General features: G+C 32.5%; 23 protein-coding genes. 9 read left to right on the top strand and 14 right to left on the bottom strand.

Translation table 11 applies throughout. The features are described from left to right. The first annotated feature begins 12 nt into the window (after positions 1-12). The 5 genes from RM697_RS10040 (at position 13) to RM697_RS10060 (ending at position 2,957) form a co-directional block, all read left to right on the top strand. Positions 13-501, top strand: a complete 489-nt coding sequence (locus tag RM697_RS10040) for a glycosyltransferase (RefSeq protein WP_311427754.1) — start codon at positions 13-15, stop codon at positions 499-501. A gap of 10 nt (positions 502-511) precedes the next feature. Beyond that, the gene (locus tag RM697_RS10045; protein ID WP_311427755.1) at positions 512-1,513 is read left to right on the top strand and encodes a type I phosphomannose isomerase catalytic subunit; all 1,002 of its coding nucleotides are present in this window, start codon (positions 512-514) and stop codon (positions 1,511-1,513) included. A 57-nt stretch (positions 1,514-1,570) separates the two neighbouring features. Beyond that, positions 1,571-2,146 carry a PhnA domain-containing protein gene (locus RM697_RS10050; RefSeq protein ID WP_311427756.1) on the top strand — a complete coding sequence of 192 codons (576 nt, stop codon included), beginning with the start codon at positions 1,571-1,573 and terminating at the stop codon, positions 2,144-2,146. A 73-nt stretch (positions 2,147-2,219) separates the two neighbouring features. After that, positions 2,220-2,483: a DUF1272 domain-containing protein gene (locus RM697_RS10055; protein WP_311427757.1), complete on the top strand. Its 264-nt coding sequence runs from the start codon at positions 2,220-2,222 to the stop codon at positions 2,481-2,483. Between the two features lie 195 nt (positions 2,484-2,678). Next, positions 2,679-2,957 (top strand): STAS domain-containing protein, encoded by a 279-nt coding sequence (locus RM697_RS10060; RefSeq protein ID WP_311427758.1) that lies wholly within the window; start codon positions 2,679-2,681, stop codon positions 2,955-2,957. A 41-nt stretch (positions 2,958-2,998) separates the two neighbouring features. On the opposite strand, the gene RM697_RS10065 is transcribed toward RM697_RS10060, so the two are convergent. The 14 genes from RM697_RS10065 to RM697_RS10130 form a co-directional block, all read right to left on the bottom strand. Continuing rightward, entirely contained in the window at positions 2,999-3,646 is a 648-nt protein-coding gene (locus RM697_RS10065) for a LysE family transporter (protein WP_311427759.1), read from the bottom strand. Further along, the gene (locus tag RM697_RS10070) at positions 3,647-4,087 is read right to left on the bottom strand and encodes a YHS domain-containing (seleno)protein (RefSeq protein WP_311427760.1); all 441 of its coding nucleotides are present in this window, start codon (positions 4,085-4,087) and stop codon (positions 3,647-3,649) included. A 5-nt stretch (positions 4,088-4,092) separates the two neighbouring features. Beyond that, positions 4,093-4,884: a hypothetical protein gene (locus RM697_RS10075; RefSeq protein WP_311427761.1), complete on the bottom strand. Its 792-nt coding sequence runs from the start codon at positions 4,882-4,884 to the stop codon at positions 4,093-4,095. Positions 4,885-4,887: 3 nt separating this feature from the next. Continuing rightward, the gene (locus RM697_RS10080; RefSeq protein ID WP_311427762.1) at positions 4,888-5,916 is read right to left on the bottom strand and encodes a Rieske 2Fe-2S domain-containing protein; all 1,029 of its coding nucleotides are present in this window, start codon (positions 5,914-5,916) and stop codon (positions 4,888-4,890) included. Then, positions 5,916-6,317, bottom strand: a complete 402-nt coding sequence (locus RM697_RS10085; protein WP_311427763.1) for a hypothetical protein — start codon at positions 6,315-6,317, stop codon at positions 5,916-5,918. The genes RM697_RS10080 and RM697_RS10085 overlap by 1 nt, the downstream gene beginning before the upstream one ends. A gap of 1 nt (position 6,318) precedes the next feature. Continuing rightward, entirely contained in the window at positions 6,319-6,528 is a 210-nt protein-coding gene (locus tag RM697_RS10090) for a hypothetical protein (protein WP_311427764.1), read from the bottom strand. A gap of 1 nt (position 6,529) precedes the next feature. Further along, positions 6,530-8,479 carry a thiamine pyrophosphate-binding protein gene (locus RM697_RS10095; RefSeq protein ID WP_311427765.1) on the bottom strand — a complete coding sequence of 650 codons (1,950 nt, stop codon included), beginning with the start codon at positions 8,477-8,479 and terminating at the stop codon, positions 6,530-6,532. Between the two features lie 5 nt (positions 8,480-8,484). Then, positions 8,485-9,714 (bottom strand): cation:proton antiporter, encoded by a 1,230-nt coding sequence (locus tag RM697_RS10100; RefSeq protein WP_311427766.1) that lies wholly within the window; start codon positions 9,712-9,714, stop codon positions 8,485-8,487. 3 nt (positions 9,715-9,717) lie between these two features. Beyond that, positions 9,718-11,331 (bottom strand): glutamate synthase-related protein, encoded by a 1,614-nt coding sequence (locus tag RM697_RS10105; RefSeq protein ID WP_311427767.1) that lies wholly within the window; start codon positions 11,329-11,331, stop codon positions 9,718-9,720. Positions 11,332-11,404: 73 nt separating this feature from the next. Beyond that, complete coding sequence (locus tag RM697_RS10110) at positions 11,405-11,851, bottom strand: YybH family protein (RefSeq protein ID WP_311427768.1); 447 nt, start codon at positions 11,849-11,851, stop codon at positions 11,405-11,407. Beyond that, positions 11,838-12,452 (bottom strand): deoxynucleoside kinase, encoded by a 615-nt coding sequence (locus tag RM697_RS10115; RefSeq protein ID WP_311427769.1) that lies wholly within the window; start codon positions 12,450-12,452, stop codon positions 11,838-11,840. The genes RM697_RS10110 and RM697_RS10115 overlap by 14 nt, the downstream gene beginning before the upstream one ends. Positions 12,453-12,456: 4 nt before the next feature. Then, positions 12,457-13,239, bottom strand: coding sequence for a hypothetical protein (locus RM697_RS10120; protein ID WP_311427770.1), 783 nt, complete (start codon positions 13,237-13,239; stop codon positions 12,457-12,459). Positions 13,240-13,314: 75 nt separating this feature from the next. Next, a complete protein-coding gene (locus tag RM697_RS10125) occupies positions 13,315-13,998 on the bottom strand; it encodes a response regulator transcription factor (RefSeq protein WP_311427771.1) in 684 nt (227 codons plus the stop codon). Next, positions 13,991-15,526 (bottom strand): sensor histidine kinase, encoded by a 1,536-nt coding sequence (locus RM697_RS10130; RefSeq protein WP_311427772.1) that lies wholly within the window; start codon positions 15,524-15,526, stop codon positions 13,991-13,993. Before RM697_RS10130 ends, RM697_RS10125 begins: the two co-directional genes overlap by 8 nt. A gap of 119 nt (positions 15,527-15,645) precedes the next feature. Between RM697_RS10130 and RM697_RS10135 the strand changes: the two genes are divergently transcribed. From RM697_RS10135 to RM697_RS10150, 4 genes are all read left to right on the top strand, one after another. Then, entirely contained in the window at positions 15,646-16,014 is a 369-nt protein-coding gene (locus tag RM697_RS10135) for a hypothetical protein (protein WP_311427773.1), read from the top strand. A 12-nt stretch (positions 16,015-16,026) separates the two neighbouring features. Further along, positions 16,027-16,863 (top strand): GLPGLI family protein, encoded by an 837-nt coding sequence (locus RM697_RS10140; RefSeq protein WP_311427774.1) that lies wholly within the window; start codon positions 16,027-16,029, stop codon positions 16,861-16,863. 109 nt (positions 16,864-16,972) lie between these two features. Continuing rightward, a complete protein-coding gene (locus RM697_RS10145) occupies positions 16,973-17,806 on the top strand; it encodes a GLPGLI family protein (protein WP_311427775.1) in 834 nt (277 codons plus the stop codon). A 124-nt stretch (positions 17,807-17,930) separates the two neighbouring features. Continuing rightward, positions 17,931-18,821: a GLPGLI family protein gene (locus RM697_RS10150; protein WP_311427776.1), complete on the top strand. Its 891-nt coding sequence runs from the start codon at positions 17,931-17,933 to the stop codon at positions 18,819-18,821. The last annotated feature ends 38 nt before the right edge of the window (positions 18,822-18,859 follow it).

Raw genomic sequence — 18,859 nt, forward strand, 5'->3', positions numbered from 1 at the left:
ACCAATTGAATAATGAACATAGGTGTAATTATCATATTTCACAATAACGTAACAGATATAAATCCTGAGGATTTCATTGAAAATATTAACTCTACAGAACACATTAAAATGTGCTTGGTTGATAATGAAAGCAAAGATGAAACACTCGAAAAATTACTAGAAATTAAAGAAGCTTGTATGGATAAAGTTTCAATAGTTCAAATAAAAAAGAAAGTGAATAGGGAGTCAGCGAAACGTGCTGGTGCAAGATATTTATTCAATGATTTTGATTTAAAACATATCGGGTTTATCGATACTAATAATTTAATAGAACAAAATTATAATATCAATGAGATTGTAAATTCTCTATGTACTGAAAAAGATGAAATCATCGCTTTTAACAAAGAGATTAAGCGTAAACGACATATAAAATCAACGTTATTTAAGAGTGTTTTTTCGCTCTTAGAATATTTTAAAAATCAGGATTCTGACAATAATAACATACAACAATCTTTACTTTAGGCATTATATTATGAATACATATCCAATAAAATTTAGACCAATATTAAAAGAGAAAATTTGGGGAGGTGAAAAACTATCACAGATTTTAAATAAAAAGTCAAAATCAAAAAATGTAGGTGAAAGTTGGGAAATCTCTGGAGTAGATGAAAATATTTCAATAGTAACCAACGGCCTTTATAAAGGCAAGTCATTAAATGAACTCATCACTATGTTTAAAGGTGATTTTATGGGGCAAGCTAATATTTCAATATTTGGTGAAAACTTCCCATTATTAATTAAGTTTTTAGATGCTAAAACAAATTTATCGGTGCAGGTACATCCAGACGATAAAATGGCAAAGACTCATCACAATTCATTTGGTAAAACAGAAATGTGGTACATAATGGATAGCGATAAAGACGCAGAGATTGTATTGGGATTAAAAAATGATAAGATAAATAGCGAGGTTTTGGGTGATATTAATGCTTCGAATGTTAATGCTATTTTTAATACTGAAAAAGTTAGCCAAGGTGATAGTTATTTCATCCCAGCGGGTAAAATTCATGCCATTGGTGCTGGAGTGTTAGCAGCAGAAATACAGCAAACAAGCGATATAACTTATCGTGTATATGATTGGGATAGAATTGATGATAATGGTCAGCAAAGAGAACTTCATACTGAGTTAGCACAAAAAGCAACTAAGATATCTACTTCTAATGGTAAAAGTGATTATCGTTTGGAACACAATAGAACGAGTAATCTTGTAGATTGCGACTTTTTTACAACCAATATTTTTGAAGTACAGGGCCCTCAAAAAAGAGATTACAAAGGTTTAGATTCATTTGTTATCTATATGTGTGTAGAGGGCAGTGCAGAAATTATTGTAAACAATTATTCTGAATTTATATCCATTGGTGAAACAGTTTTAATACCAGCTAATTGTATAGATGTTATTTTCAATGCGCAAGGAGCTAAAATACTTGAGATTTATATTGACCCAAACGATGCTAAGTCTAAAAAATTAGCATCATAAGCTGATTTAATCTTTTAAGAAAAACCCTATTGTTATATTTGCTCATATTACTAAAATATGAGTTTAGAAAGAGAATTACAAAAACGAAGTGGCTCAAAATGTGAGCTTAGTGGTGAAGTTGAAAACTTATCTGTTTTTATCATTCCAGATATTAAGGAAAACGGATTAAAATCAGCTTTATACGCTTCTAAAACATGTATTGATCAAATGAATGATTCTGAGACTATCGATCCTAATCACTGGAGATGTCTCAATGATAGTATGTGGAGTGAGCATAATGCCGTAAAGATTATGGCATGGAGAATGCTAAACCGTATTAAAGCAGATTGGCCGCAAGACTTATTGGATATGATGTATCTAGAGGATGAAATTCTAGAGTTGGCCAAAGCATCAGGTGATGGTGAAGCAGATGAAAACAAACTCGTTCATAGAGATGTTAATGGAGTTATTTTAGAAGCTGGAGATTCTGTTGTACTTATTAAAGATTTAAAAGTGAAAGGGTCAAGCATGGTTGCAAAGCAAGGCACAGCAGTTAGGCGTATTTCTTTAGACCATGATAATGCAGAGTATATTGAAGGTAAAGTAGATGGTCAGCACATTGTAATTATAACTAAATATGTCAAGAAAATATAGTTTCATTACTTCGAGTTATTCTGAAGTATGAGGAATTGTATCGAGAAGTTTTTAAACGAAATGATTAAAGAAAATGCTAGAGATAAGACCAACTTGCGAACATTGTAATAAAGCATTGCCTTACGACTCAGACGAAGCAATGATTTGCACGTTTGAATGTACGTTTTGTAAAGATTGTGTAGACAATGTTTTACTTAAAGTTTGCCCAAATTGTGGTGGGAATTTTACTGAACGACCAATACGACCAAAATCACTCTTGGGAAAATACCCTGTTTCAAAAAAAATAGTTCATAAACCAGTAGATGTTGATGCACATAAAAAGCGAATTAACAACTAAGTATTTCAGTAATTTCTTAATCCATAGGCTTTATAGACTAAACAATTGGTCTTTAATCGATTAAAATTCTTTTTTAAATAATTTAGTCTCATCTTTAAATCATCAATTATAGATACTGTTAGTATCTGTCCATTGAACTCCCTTATTTTTTAGTAGCACCAAATGTATTGTTTAACTGTTTTAAAAGACTATGTTATGGCACTGTCTATCACAAATTATAACAACCGTTTTAAGATTAAGGGTATCTTAACCAAGAAGAGTATTGCAGAGTTTCAAGAAGCTTTTAGATACGTTTTTGAAACTAATGATGCAATTACCATAAGCCTTGAAGGACTTGAAAAGATTGATCGTTATGGCGTTAATGCCTTGGCGATGCTTCACAATGAAGCCTTAATTAAAAATAAGCGTTTGTCTATAATCGGCTATGGTTGTAAAGAACTATACGATTATTTTAAGTCTGAAGAAGCTGCTTAATAAGTAATACTTACTGTTTAGTCATAAAGGAGATTGCTCTTTTAGTAGTATAGTAATTTTATAAACTGAACTAAAGAGACAAATACTAATAAAATACCAATTACTCTATTTATTTTTTGAGTCATATTCTTTACTCTTATTTTTAATAGGTGGCTAAATTTACCATATATATAGAGTGTAATAACTTTTCCTATGAATGCACCTACAATGAATAAAAACAAAAGGGAGTAATCTATTTTGGTTGTTAAATAAATCATCTTTTTATTCAAAAACGAGATTACTAAAATCCAATAAACTAATACTGTTGGATTAAAAAAACCTAATATAAAACCAAGGGTTTGTTTAGAGATGTTATATCGTTTTTTTATAATTATGCATTCTTCGTTTTCATCTTTTATACATTCTTTTCTGCCAAAGAATAAAAAGACACCAATAGCCAGCATAATTATTGCGATACTATACTGAAGCCATATATTCATATCTACGAAATTCTCAATTTGCATATTAAAATTAATGGCAATAGTTATTAAAAATAATTCAGCAATAGCTGCGGGATAAATAATCTTTAGTGCTTGTTTAACATCCTCTTTAATGGTTGTATTAATTACGGCTACATTTGTTGTGCCTAATGGCAAAGCACCAAGAATTGCTGTAAGCGACCCAATTAAAAAATAAATTATAAAGTTCAATTAATTTATATTTTTCCAGTTAATATCAGCCCTTTTTATAAGTTCCTTTGGTTGTTCTTCTAACCAATTTTCTAAAGTATTATTTCCCCAAGAATTGTAGAATAAATAAAGCTTTCCATTTCGTATTTCAAATGTCTTTGGGTCAATACCTACTTTTTTGCCTTTTTTAGCAATAGCATAAGCACAATAACCTCCATATTGTGGTAAATAGGTGTTTGGATTCGCAATAAATGTTTTTAAATTTTCTTGACTTGAAAATTTATAGGTAATACCATCATATTTATGCACAAATTCTGAACTACCTTTCTCTGGAGTTCCATTAAAATAAGCTACAACGTCATAACCTCCTACTGCTGTACCTCTTTTTGTATTGTAATCAATGGTCTGAGCATTGAGCATTAATGTCAATGCAAAAAATAGTAGTGAAAAATGTAGTTTCATGTTTTTTAATAAATAGTCGACTTTAAGCCAGAAACCTTAATGTCTTTAGGATCTATTTTTAAAATATACCAATCTTCTTGTCGTTCTACAATACCTTTTATTTCTGAAGGCTTGCCAATAAAAGGCAATACAGCTTCATTAATTGGATTTCCGTTTAAATCTGTAAGTAGATAATATTCTGATATATTATTGTTGTCAGAAGTTGCTAGAACAGGCGGAATGCCACCAGAGATGCAACGTACAGCACAACTGCGATGAATTTTACCTTTACCAGGTTTCATAACACCAAAATAGCATTTAGGATCTATAATTTCGCCTTGAAGTGTCATTTCACTAATTACTTCTTTAGAAGGTATTTGTGAATTTGATCCGTCTTCGAGAATTACTTTTTCATCGTCGGTAATTTGTATTAATGTTTTACCATTGTAGTAGATAAGATTACCTTCTATACTAATGTTTTTCCCATCTAATGATCCGACTTCAGTAATCAGTTTGTCTAAAAACGGATTAGCACTAGACTTTCCAAAACCAAGTAGTAAGATGTTTTTATAATTGTTTTTTTCAACTTCAACACGAAGCATTGGGTAAGGATTTTCATGAAAAACACCTGTAATTTTAGTTGCACTAGTTAATTCAAAAGTACTATTCTTAAAAGGCTTTTGAGAAAAACTAAAAACAAGTGCGCCAACTATGACGACTAAAAAAGTAACAATTGTAAATGTCTTAAGTGTTTTTTTGGTACTTGCTCCAAGACTCCCTTCAATATATGGCACGAAAAAATCGTTATTCTTTTTCATTGTTTAATAGTTACAAGGTTTAACTTCAGTACCTTCTTCAAACCCTTTTGGATTAATGAAAATTGTTTGGCCTTCAAGCTTTAATTCATAAGTAGCAACTTTTTCAGTAAATGGAGGAGGCGACTGACCATTGTGTGGTAAATATTGGTAACCATGCCAAGGACATGTTACACAACCATCAATTATTTTCCCTTCACCTAAAGGTCCGCCTTGATGCTTGCACACATTGTGAATCGCAGATAACTTTCCATCATATTTAAAAATTGCAACACGCTCATTATCTACAGTAAAAATTTTTGCTCTATCGTCTTCAATATCATCGATATGGCAAACCTCAAGCCAACTGTCTTTTTCTTTTGTTTTGGCACGATCAATTTTAAGTTCCTTAAAAGCGGAAATTATATGGAGACTTGCAACAATGATAAATCCAATGACCAATATCCCAATTGTAAAAAGTGATGTTTCTTGCTGAAATGCTCCCAAAAACACATGAGCGATAATTAGTATATAAGCAAAGTAAACGAGCATGTGTAGTCGTTTCCAAACTTTAGCTGATAAATTCGCTAAAAAGAAATCATGACTCGTAGAAGCCATAATAAATAGAATAAGCAACGCTAAAAAACCTAATACTTGAAACGGAAAATTAGTTAACGAACCATAATTCATATTTGAGGTAAATAGAGAATAAATAGGATTGGTATCACCTAGCGCATGAAATTGAAATGTGGAAAATCCTCCATGAATTAGTGCAGCCAAAAACATGCTAACGCCAAGATGCCTTCTATTGTAAAGAATAGGTAAGAATTTTGAATTCAACCTAGTTAGTGGTCCAATAATCAATATGATGTGGAGCATTACTATCGCTAAAGAACCAAAAGATCTTATGATTAGTGTTTCTATGCTAGTTTCCGAATTAAAAATAAATGTGACAGCTGCAAAAACAATCACGTAGAATAGCATACTTAAAGCTATAATCTTATCATAGCGCTTTTTAAAAGGGTTCCAGATAACTAATTTATAATCTAATGCCATTAAAAAAGAAGTTTAGTTATTTCTGTTTCTTTAATTGAATCGTAAATTAAAATACCATAAGGTAATTCTGTTATATTGAAATTATATAGTCCAACTGTTGTAAGCTGACCAATCAATTGACCTTTATTGCCTTGCGCATCAATCTCGTAAATTACAGAGGAAGGATGTTTTAATGTTTTCTTTAGTATAATTTCGACAGAACTTTCAAACAAAGAAAGTTTTACAAGATTATTTTCAGCAACACTAATTGGATCCGACTTAAGAGATTTTAATTCTTCTGAATGTGTAGCTTCCCAAGTAAATAGATTGAGATCTTTCACCGATAAAAACAGTATTGCTGGAACTATAAGCACGATTAATAACCAGACAAATCCATGCCATTTACGTTGACTAGAATTCATATCAATTAGTTTTAGATTTAAATAATTTACCAATTAAAAAAGGCCAAGTTGCCATAACACCTGGGAATAATAAGATTCTAACTTTCTTCTTGCTGTCACTCATTAAAGGATCTATTTTAGGTGCTCTGAAAATGAAAAACAAACCAAATAAAAAACCAATTAAAAAATATATGGCTAGAAACAGTAAGAAGACTTTGATTACTAATTCCATATTAAATCAAGTTTACATCGGCCATTATTTCTAAAACTGCTGGGCCAGATTGATTAAACATATCTTTCATAACACTTTCTAATTGATTCTGATCTTCAACACGCTTTCCCCAAGCACCACATGATTGTGCAAAATCTGCAAAATTAGGATTGGATAGTGATGTTTTCCAGACATCAAATTCACCAGCACGTTGTTCTTTAGATATCTTCCCTAACTCATGATTATTAATTACTATGAGTTTTGCATTCATATTGTATTTCACTAATGTTGTTATCTCAGCTAAATATTGGCATAAACCTCCATCGCCAGCAACAGCAACAACTGGTCGAGAATCACCAACTGCTGTCCAAGCGCCAATAGCTGCTGGTAAAGCAAAGCCAATAGAGCCCAAATAACCTGACATTAAAAAATCTTGATTTGCTGGTTCAAAATAACGCCCAAATGAATAGGCATTATTACCAACATCTACACACATTACAGCATTGTCTGGTGTGAGCTTATTCATAGTTTCGAATACAGCTATAGAGCTAATGCCTTTATCAGAAGTTTCTAAGAGACGTTTTGCTTTTTCAGTTTTCCAAATTTTCCAACGTTCCGCTATTTCTTCAGTTTGATTAATTGTGTTTATTTCACCATTTAGTTCAGTGTTAAGAATAGCTATTGTACGTGATATTTCACCAAAAACAGCAACATCTACCTTATGGAACTTACTCAAAGCTAACGGATCAAAATCAACTTGTATGATTGGTTTTTTTGGTGTAATTCCTGTGTGATTCGAAAAGGAAGCTCCAAATACAATAAGCAAATCACTTTCGTTCATAAACCATGAGGCTATTGGTGTTCCACTTCGTCCTAAAACGCCACCACCTAATGGGTGATTATCAGCAATGAGCCCTTTTCCTTTAAACGTCGTTACAACTGCAGCATTTAAACTTTCGGCAAATTTCACCACAGCTTCTTTATGCGCTCTTGCGCCATGACCCATTATGATAACAGGACGTTTTGAATTTTTAATGAGTTTAACAGCGTCGTTAACTGCCTCTATTGGTGGTGCAATCTCTAAAGAAGTGATGCGCTTTTCTGGTGTTTGTGCTTTTGAGTTGGGTTTAGCAGGTTGTTCCTGAACTTCATCAGGGAAAGTCAAATGCGAAACATCACGTTTTAAAATCGCATGTTTTATAGCCAATGACATAAGCTCTGCATGACGGCTATCACGCTGAACACGTTGGTTAAATTCAGCAACAGAATTAAAACCTTGAACTAAATCTACTTCTTGAAAATTTCCTGTACCCACTACTTGTGTTTTTACCTGACCTGTTAATGCCAATATTGGAGCTCTATCAACTTTTGCATCCCAAAGTCCAGTATACATATTGGTAGCTCCTGGGCCAGCTATAGAAAAACATGCTGCAGGTTTTCCTGTTAATTTTCCATAAGCAGAAGCTGCAAATGCAGCAGCACCTTCATGTCGAATACCATAGAAATTTAGGTTCCCTTTTTCTTCTTGTCTTCGCATGGCATCTGCAAAACCAAGATTAGAATGTCCAACCATTCCAAAGACTTTAGTAACGCCCCAATTTACCATAGTTTCTACCATAATATCAGAAACAGTAGTTTTATGAGGTGCTTCTTCTTCTAATCCAACATAAATAGAATCACCTTCTTCTTTTACTGGAAAGGTGTCAATACCATCATCAAAGCTACCGGGAGGTTTGCCTGAACAAGGGTCGAAATCCCAACCATGCCAAGGACAACGTAATAATCCATTTTCTATTGAACCTTCTCCTAATGGTCCACCTTGGTGTGGACAACGATTATCTAGTGCTGAAAACTTGCCTTTGTAATGTGTTAAACAAATGCCTTTATGATCTGCTGTAACTGTTTTTACTCGACCTTCAGGAAGCTCTTTTTTATTACTTAATACTTTATGCCAAATTATTTTTTTCTCCATGAGTATTATTTTAATAATTTATTTATGAGCCTTTCAACAGTTAAGCCTTGAGCAATGATTGAGAATACCACGACAACATAGGTTGCATAGACTATGATGTCTTTAATTTCACCTTCAGGTAGTGATAATGCAAGTGCAATAGAAATGCCGCCACGCAATCCTGCCCAAGTTAATATTACGGATTCTTTTTTAGTAGCTCTATTAGATTTTTTAAGAAACAGATTGGACATTAACACAGTTATATATCTTGAAAAGAGTACTCCAAAAATTGATAATATTCCTAGAACTAAATGATAGATATTAAAGTCTAAAGTAATCATCACAATACCAATAAGAACAAATAACACGGCATTAAAAACTTCGTCTAAGACCTTCCAGAAAATGTTCATATGGTTCCTTAAGTTTTCTGAAACACTTTCGTTGTGTAAACCATGTCCAATAATGAGTCCTGCAATAACCATAGCAATTGCACCAGAAATATGAAGCCAATTGGACAACACATAGCCACCTAAAACAATGGCTAAAGAAATATGAACCGCAATCACAGGTTCTTTGTTGACACTTTGTATGCAACGTTTACCAATTTGTCCAAAAATGAAGCCTAGCAATAATCCTCCGCCAGCTTCCTTGCCAAATTCTGAAGCGATATGCGTAATATCAAATTCATGCATCATGGTTGCTAATGACAAAATAGATAGAAATACTACAATCCCAACACCATCATTAAACAATGACTCACCTATGATTTTTATTTCCATATGTTTAGGTGCTCCAGCCTTTTTAAGTAACGCTAAAACTGCTACTGGATCAGTAGGTGATATTAAAGCGCCAAACACTAAACTGTAGAGGTAGCTAATTTCTAAGCCTATAATTTTTGCTAAAAAGTAAAATAGTGTGCCGATAATAAATGTAGATGCAATTACGCCAAAAGTCGCATAAATTAAAACCGGAGATTTTTCTTTTAAAAGGCCTTTAAGATTAACATGAATCGCTCCAGCAAAGAGTAATACACCAAGTAAAAAATCGAATAAAATGGTTTTAAAATCAATAGACCTTGCAAAAGCTGTTACTTCATGAAAATAAGTATTATCAATAAAATAGCTCGCAGCAAACAATAAGGATACTATGATAGACAATATCATAACACCTATAGTTTCAGGTAGTTTTAAAAATTTAGCATTTAAGTAACTTAGAAATGCAGATAAAGCAATTATGCCAACAAATAACTCGAACATATCTTAAGAATTGATGCCTGCAAAATTAATTCCTGTCAATTTATGCATCTCATAATCGAATGTTGACAGGTCATTCGGATTAAATTTTGAAATGTTATCGTAACCACAAGCTCTTGCTACAACTCTAATTAGGTTATTGGTGGCATCAAAATAGTTGTACAGTTGTTTCGCTGAGGATTGTATGATTAGTCGACTTCTAAGTGATTCTTTTTGAGTGGCAATACCTACAGGACAGTTATTGGTTCCGCAAGCACGCATACCTAAACATCCAATAGCTTGTAAGGCCGAATTTGACACTGCAATAGCATCTGCACCAAGCATCATAGCTTTAGCAAAATCTTCAGCAACACGCAATCCTCCTGTGATGACTAAAGTAACATCTGTAGCACCAACTTTATCCATATATTTTCTAGCTCTAGCTAATGCAGGAATTGTAGGAACATTAATATGATCTCTTAATATAGTTGGTGCAGAACCAGTTCCACCACCACGACCATCGAGTATTATATAATCGACACCAACATCTAATGCAAACTGAATGTCTTTTTCTATATGACTTGCTGCGATTTTAAAACCAATAGGGATTCCTCCAGTGCGTTCTCTTACTTTTTCAGAGAAATCTTTAAAATCTTTAACCGTATGAAAGTTAGGATTAGCCGCAGGAGAAATTGCAGTCTCACCTTCTTTTAAACCTCTTACCTCTGCAATCTCTTTACTTACTTTGTTGCCTGGTAAGTGACCACCAGTTCCTGTTTTTGCACCTTGTCCGCCTTTAAAATGAAAGGCTTGTACTTTATCTAATTTATCCCAAGAAAACCCAAATTGAGCAGAAGCTAATTCATAAAAATATTTTGAGTTATTAGATTGTTCTTCAGGTAACATACCACCTTCTCCAGAACAAATTCCTGTTCCTGCTAGTTCTGCACCTTTGCTTAGCGCAATTTTAGCTTCTCTTGACAATGCACCAAAACTCATATCACTTACAAATAGTGGTATGTCTAATTCTAAAGGTTTTTTTGCATTAGGACCAATGACCACTTTAGTTGAAACGTCTTCATCATCTAATAATGGTCGCGTTGCCAATTGCGCTGGTAAAAATTGAATATCATTCCATTTGGGTAATGTATTTCTATCCACGCCCATGGATGCTGAAAACCCATGATGACCAATATTTTTCAGCCCATTTTTGGCCAATTCTTTTATATAACCAGTGTATGGTTCAGTGTCTTCGGGATGTGTGTCTGCATAGGTGCCTAAATAAGAATCGCGATCAAAGGGTTGCGGATGCTTAGTTTCAAATTCAATGATTTCATCTTCATCAATTAATAGGGAATCATTTTCAATATATTCCTGAAATTTATGAAGTTGCTCATCGTTATTGTATTCACTGATTCCAGTATCGTAGCGATAATCCCAGCCATGAACACCACAGATTAGGTTCTGTCCGTCTATATGACCATCTGATAGTAATGCACCACGATGATGGCACCTTCCGTAAAGTACAGAAATGCCTTTTTCGTGTTTTATAATTACAAGATCAGTGTTTTTAACTAAAGCGTAAGCTGGTTCTTTTTCTTGGAGATTTGAAATTTTAGCGATTTCAATTTTATTAGCCATAAGGTTGTTGTTAGTTGGTTTCTAAATCTACAACCTTTTGACGAAAAATGAATAAAATAATTACACAGAACTTTTAAGACGACATATCTGCAACAATCTTCCAAGCACCATCTATCTTTTTAAAAATGATGAGAAAATTACCATTAGCATCGCCAACGGTTCTTATTAAATGGTATTGTCCCATAACCCAATAACTGTTACAATCTACAGGAGAAATATCATCGATTGTAAATTTTAAAGTGCCGCTTTCAGCAGATGTAGGATAACCTTTCTTATAATTATCTAAGGTGTTTTGCCAGCCTTTAGTTAGTCCGGATTTTCCATAAAATTTTAAAGAATCACTTTTCCAGTAACCTTGCATAAAACCTTCGAGATCATGTTTATTCCATGCTATTTCTTGTAAATGCATTACGTCTAAAATGGCACTTTTATCTGTGTCAGTTTGGCAAGCTTTACCACAGCTAAAAAAGATTGAAGCTACAGTGATTAATAGGAAGTATTTTAGTTTAAAATAAGCCATTAATCTCGGCATCAATTTTATTGATAATGCTTCCTAGGTCTTCTGGATTGGCAACAAAATCTAAATTATCTACATCAATAATTAATAGGTTACCTTTTTCATAAGTAGAAATCCAAGCTTCATAACGTTCATTTAAACGACTTAAATAATCAATACTGATTGTGTTTTCATAATCACGGCCACGTTTATGGATTTGAGCAACTAAATTAGAAATAGAACTGCGTAAATAAATAAGTAAATCTGGTCCTTTAACAAAGGATTCCATAAGCTGAAATAAAGAGGAGTAATTTTCAAAATCTCTGTTGGTCATTAATCCCATAGCATGGAGATTTGGTGCAAAAATATGCGCATCTTCATATATAGTTCTGTCCTGGATTATATCCTTACCACTTTCCCTTATTTGAGCTACTTGTCTAAAACGACTATTTAAAAAATAGACTTGTAAATTAAAACTCCAACGCTCCATCTGATTATAAAAATCATCTAAATAAGGATTGTCTACAACATCTTCTAGTTGTGCTTCCCACTTATAATGTTTAGCTAAAAGTTTAGTTAGTGTAGTCTTTCCTGCGCCAATGTTTCCTGCTACAGCAATATGCATAATATTAGTCGGTTTTTAGTTGGAAATGATGAAGCATTTCACCGTCGTAAATATACAAGCTTTCATTGGTTAGCAAAAACTGATTTATTAACAATTCGGAGCTGTAAATGAGTTTGGGAATTGTCTTGTTTTTTTCAAGAAAATATAAAGATTTCTCTTTTTTTAAGACTAAATTTCCATGGTCTAAGGCTATAGATTCAAAACCAGAATTTTCAATTTTAGCAATTAAACTCCCAAAATAATTATAAACGTAAAGATATTTAGTTGTAAGTAACCAAGCAGAGTTATAATCACTTTTTAAATCTAGTACGTCATCTTGTATAGGTATGGTTTTTATTTTGGTGGTTAACGTTTTATAATTGAAGAGTTCTAATTGTTGTAGATCTTGATTAAAAACCCAAACGGAATTATCAAAACCAGTCGATACAAAGGTTACATTCTTGTAATCCTGAATAAGATTAAAATCTACCTTGAAAATTTCAGCAAGCCTATTATCTAAGATTACAATGGTATTAAAATCTTTATAGAATAAGTTTATTTTTAAAGGATTAAAAGCATCTGATGTTGAGATAGCTCCTAGTTGAATATTACTATAGGTTAAGGTAGTGTCTATTGTTTTTTTTATGTACCAGTTATCTTTCCTTGAGTAATATATGGTGCCAAAATTATCTATAGATGCTATACTTTTGGCTTTGAAAGGATTAGAATCTATTTTTATAGTGCTAATAGTTTCTTGAGCATAGGCAAAAGAACTGATAACACATAAAAAAATAAAAATGGGTTTCATAAGAGATTAGAAAAATACAAAATTTGAAGTAGTTATAAGGTAAACGAAGACCTAATACCTTTTGTTGTTTATGATTTAACAAACAAGCTTATACCCAAAACCTCTTACATTAATAATCTGAATATTAGTGTCAGCACTTAGTTTTTTTCTGAGTTTAGATATAAAAACATCCATGCTTCTCGCAGAAAAGAAATCGTCATTTCCCCAAAGTTTATTGAGTATTAAAGAGCGATCTAAAACCTGATTTTTATTTTTTATAAGATGAAACAAAAGATGCGCTTCTCTGTGAGTTAATTGCTGAGGTTGGTTATCTTTAAATTGTAGCACTTGTTTAGGGAAATCAAAAGTAAATGCGCCAAGAGTGATAAGTTCTGCTTTTTGTTGAGTTTTGGTGCGTTTAAGCAGATTATTGATTCTAACAATAAGTTCTTCAATACTAAAAGGTTTTTTAAGATAATCGTTTCCGCCAATAGTGAAGCCTTCAACAACATCTTGCGTTTGCGACTTAGCTGTTAAGAAAATAATGGGAATGGTATCGTCTAGTACACGTATCTCTTTGGCTAAGGTAAAGCCATCCTTTTTTGGCATCATTACATCCAATACAAGGAGTTTTGGTTGTTCTGCTTTGTAGGTTTCATAGGCTTTTTCGCCATTATCGCAGAGTAATACCTTAAACTTTCTGGTTTCTAAACTTTCCTTGATTATTTGACCAAGTGCTGGTTCGTCTTCAGCTAATAGTATGGTTGTTAATTCAGGCATTAGGTAGCGAAATTTTAAAACATGTTTTAGAGTTACTTAAATGTAAAGTAATTGTTCCGTTGTGTTTATCAATGATTTTTTTGGTGTAATATAATCCAATACCAAAGCCTTTAACATCATGAGTATTTCCTTTTGGTACACGATAAAACTTCTGAAATATCTTGTCTTTATTTGAGTTGGTTAGGGTGTTTCCGTTATCGGAAATTTCAATTGTAATCCTCTTGTTTTTCTCAAAAACTGAAACATCAATAAGATTACCTCCATATTTAATGGCATTATCCACAATATTATTTATAGCGTTTTCTAGATGAAAAGCATCTACATTTATAATAGTATGTTCATTATTACTATTAAAAGTCAGTTGTTTAGAGTTGTCTTGAAGCTGAAATTTTTTAACTACAGAATTCACCAAGTCATTTATATTGATAGGCTCTTTAGAGAGTTCTAAACTTTCGCTATCTAAAGTTGCTGTTTCTAAAAGTTTTTCAACCATAGTATTTAGTTTACCTAATTGTTGATTAGACATGTCTAAATAAGTTTTTGTTTTTTCTTTGTCTTCTATAACATTAAAGTCTTTAATACTTTCTAAGGCAACACCAATGGTAGCGATTGGTGTTTTAAACTCATGTGTAATATTACTGATAAGATCATTTTTTACTTCTGCAAGCTGTTTCTGGTGTTTAATGATTTTTAATAAGTAAAATAAACAGCTAATTACAGCTAACACCAAAAGTGTAGAGAGAAGAATTCCGCTCAAAATGCGTTTAAGAACAAGTCTTGTTTGATTGGTAAATGTGATGCCTAACTGACAATTTTGAGGAAGTAAAGAGGATTTTGAAAAAGTAGTTAAAAGTACTTTCCCATCATCTATACCTTTACTAGTTATAAAACTTTTAAGAGCTTTAACTTTATTTAAGGAGTCATTTGTGTTTAAATAGTGAATACTGAAGTCTACATCAATATTTTTTCTTAGAAGTTCACTATTTACAAGGCTATCTACCTCTTTAATATTAATAGAGTCGTTGCTAATTGAAATCATCACTTTGGATGTAAGAAATTCAAATTCCGTAAGGTTGATGCTGTCATTTTCAGCTTTAAAGGATTTAATTTCAGCAGAGAATGAATCTAAATGCATTGATTTTGAATCCTTTTGTTGTTGTTTCATCATGGAGTCTGCTTTAAAACCTCTGAGTATAGTAATACCTTCTAAAGAATCTGGATGTAATTCTATGTCTGAGATAATCTGATTAGATTCATCAATTTGAGCAGTTAACTGATCTAATAATCCTCCTTTACTCAATAAGTTTTTTTGGCGAGATCCAGATAGAGACAAACCAAGTGTTGTCTTTTCGGCTAAGTTGGTATAGTAATCATCTACAGCTTTATCTAAACTTGTTTGTACATCATTAATAAGCTGCTGCTTGTTAGTCTGATAATTTTTATAATTCCAATACACCTGTATACCAATTGTTGCAATGATAACTGCAACGATAGTATATAGAATCCAATGATAGCGTTTATCGTTCATGACTCAAAAGTAAATGTTAAAAGCGATTTAAACGAATCGGTTAACACTAGTTAACACTCATTAACCATAATCTTTAATTAGACTTTAGATATTTGTCATCTAATTTAAAACCAAAGAAAATGAGAAATGTATTTAAAATTGCAATGTTTTACTTTTTATGTATTGGAGTTTTACAAGCCCAAAATATTGAAGGCAAAATCGATAAGAATAGCGTAACTTATGAGAGTGTAAGTTTATCAGTAACAGTAGATTCTCTAGAAGAAATTAATGAAACATTTCAGATGGAAGACTTAAAATCTTTACTCAAGGATATAGGAACTAATGAAACGTTAAGTTTTAAAATCATTTGTAATGGTGAGTTAATGAGTAATGGTGTAAAATCTTACATGTCATATAAAGTTTCTGGCAATTCAGACGAACAAGAAAAGTTTATTAAAAGTGTTGAGAAAATTATTCAATCAGCAAAAAACTATTATATTAAAAATTAAATTTTATTTAAAATGAAAAGAATTTTAGTAAGTGCTCTTATTTTAATAATAGCAAGTGTTAATGCGCAAGATTTTCAGGGTGTAGCAACCTACAAAAGCAAGCGAAAAATCGATATTAAGTTAGATAGTACTCAGGTTAATTCAGAAATGCACAACCAAATGGTTGAAATGATGAAAAAACAGTTTGAAAAAACATACAAACTCACGTTTAATAAAGAAGAATCTATCTACAAAGAAGAAGAGAAATTATCAGCACCACAACCTGCAGGCATGCAGATGGTAATGATTAACACAGGAGGATCTGACCTCTTGTATAAGAACACAAAAGACAAAAGATTTACCAATCAAAATGAATCGTTTAGCAAACTCTTTTTAATTAAAGATTCATTAACAACATACGACTGGAAGTTAAGTAGTGAAACCAAAAATATTGGAGAATACACTTGCTACAAAGCTACATTTAGCGGGGAAGTTGAGGTTATAGAAAGTAGTATAAGTATTAATGGCGATAATGAAGATGAAGAAGAGCGTGAGCCAAAAATGGAAACGCGTATAACTACAGCCTGGTATACGCCCCAAATACCAGTAAATAATGGACCTGGAAATTATCATGGATTACCAGGTTTAATATTAGAAGTTAATGATGGTTCTGAAACCGTTATTTGTAGTAGAATAGTAATGAATCCCATAGATAAAGTGAAAATAACTGAGCCTACAAAAGGCAAGGAAATAACACAAGAAGCTTACGATAAAGTGATGGAGAAAAAGATGAAAGAAATGGAGGAACGCTACAGACCGAGACGAGGCGATAGTGATGGACAGAGTATAGAAATACGTATTGGAGGCTAATTTTAGTTATTCTGAATAGATTTTTTTGTTAAGATTATGGTAAACAAAATAAGTTTGTTTAATAATAAATTATATTTGTTAAACAAAATATATATTTAGCTGTAATATCATGAAATCTATTCTATTAAAAATAAGCATCTTAGTCTTTGCCCTATTAATACCTAAAACTGAAAACTTAAACAATACACCTCAAGATTTTCAGGGTGTAGCCTATTATTTTTCAAAATCAACAATGGATTTAGGACGATGGGGAGCGAGATTCAGTGAAGCACAGAAAAAACAAATCATGGATCGTATGAAGGGAAGATTAGAGAAAACCTACATATTAACCTTTAATAAGGAAGAATCTATGTTTTATGAAGAAGAGCAATTAGATGCAATATCTGGAGCAACTGATTCTTGGGGAAAGAATTTTACAGCAGGTAAGTCTTATAAAAATGTAAAATCGAACACTCAAATTCAAAGCCAAGAATTTTATGGTAAACGTTTTTTGGTAAAGGATAAGTTGCAGGAGATAACTTGGGAAATGGGTTCTGAAACCAAGCAAATAGGAAACTATACCTGTTTTAAAGCAACAGCAAAGGTTCCTAGTAATGAGCTTACATGGTATTCATTCTCTTGGGATAAATTAAGGACTGCTGAAAATGTAGAGCAAAGTGGTGAGCAACAAGAAGTAAAAATGACTGAGGTTGAGGCATGGTATACGCTACAAATTCCTGTTGGTCATGGACCTTCAGAATATTGGGGACTTCCTGGATTAATTTTAGAAGTTAGCGCAGGAAATACAACTATGTTGTGTTCTAAAATCATCATGAATCCTGAGGAGAGAACAGAGATAGAAGCACCAAATAAAGGTGAAGAAATTACTAAGATAGCGTATCAAAATACTATAGCTAAAAAGATGCAAGAATTTAGAGATAACAGAGGAAGACGTAGACGATAATTTCTTTAACAATACTTTAACTAGATGAAAACTAACTTTTATTAATTCTTTTAGTCTAACTTTAAACCAATCATTGATTTTTATAAAAATCAATGACATAAAGATTTAATTAGAACTTAATATCATGAAAAAATTATCCTTTTACATTCTATCACATTTACTAATTTTAACTTTTAGCACTTCGATTTTTGCTCAAGATTTTCAAGGCGTTGCATTTTACCAAACTAAAACAACCATGGATATGGATGGTTGGGGCGGAGGCCGTCAACTAAGCGAGCAACAGAAAAAACAGATTGCAGACAGAATGAAAAGTTTCCTAGAGAAGACTTATGTTTTAACGTTTAGCAAAACAGAGTCTATTTACAAAGAAGAAGAACGCCTTGGTGCTCCAGGATCAGGTGGAGGTTGGGGTTCTATGATGGGAAATAGCTTTAGCGCTGGACCTCAATACAAAAATGTTAAAGACAAACAATTTCTTCAAGATCAAGAGTTTTTTGGTAAGCAGTTTTTAATTAAGGAAGAACTGAAAACATTAGAATGGAAAATGGGTTCTGAAACGAAGCAGATTGGTAAATATACATGTTACAAGGCTACAGCAACTAAAACTGTCGATGAGTTTGATTGGCGTAGTATGAGACGTAGAGATAGAGGTAAGGATAAGAAAAAAGATTCAACAGATAAAGCTTCAGAGGATAAAGAAGCTGGTATCATGGATGAAATAGAAGTGCCAAAGACAATTGAAGTTGTTGCTTGGTATACACCAGAGATTCCAATCAACCAAGGTCCTGCTGATTTTTGGGGACTTCCAGGATTAATTTTAGAGGTCAATGCTGACAGAACAACAATACTATGCTCTAAAATTGTTATGAATCCTGATGAGAAAGAAGAGATAGAAGCACCAGATAAAGGTGAAGAAGTTACTAAGAAAGAGTACGCTGAAATCATTACTAAGAAAATGGAAGAGATGCGCTCTATGTATCGAGGTCGAGGCAGAGGAGGATCTCGAAGAAATTAATACCTATCATTTAAATAAAGTAATCAAAATTAATTAGC

Source organism: Microcosmobacter mediterraneus (assembly GCF_031846265.1).
GTDB lineage: Bacteria > Bacteroidota > Bacteroidia > Flavobacteriales > Flavobacteriaceae > Microcosmobacter > Microcosmobacter mediterraneus.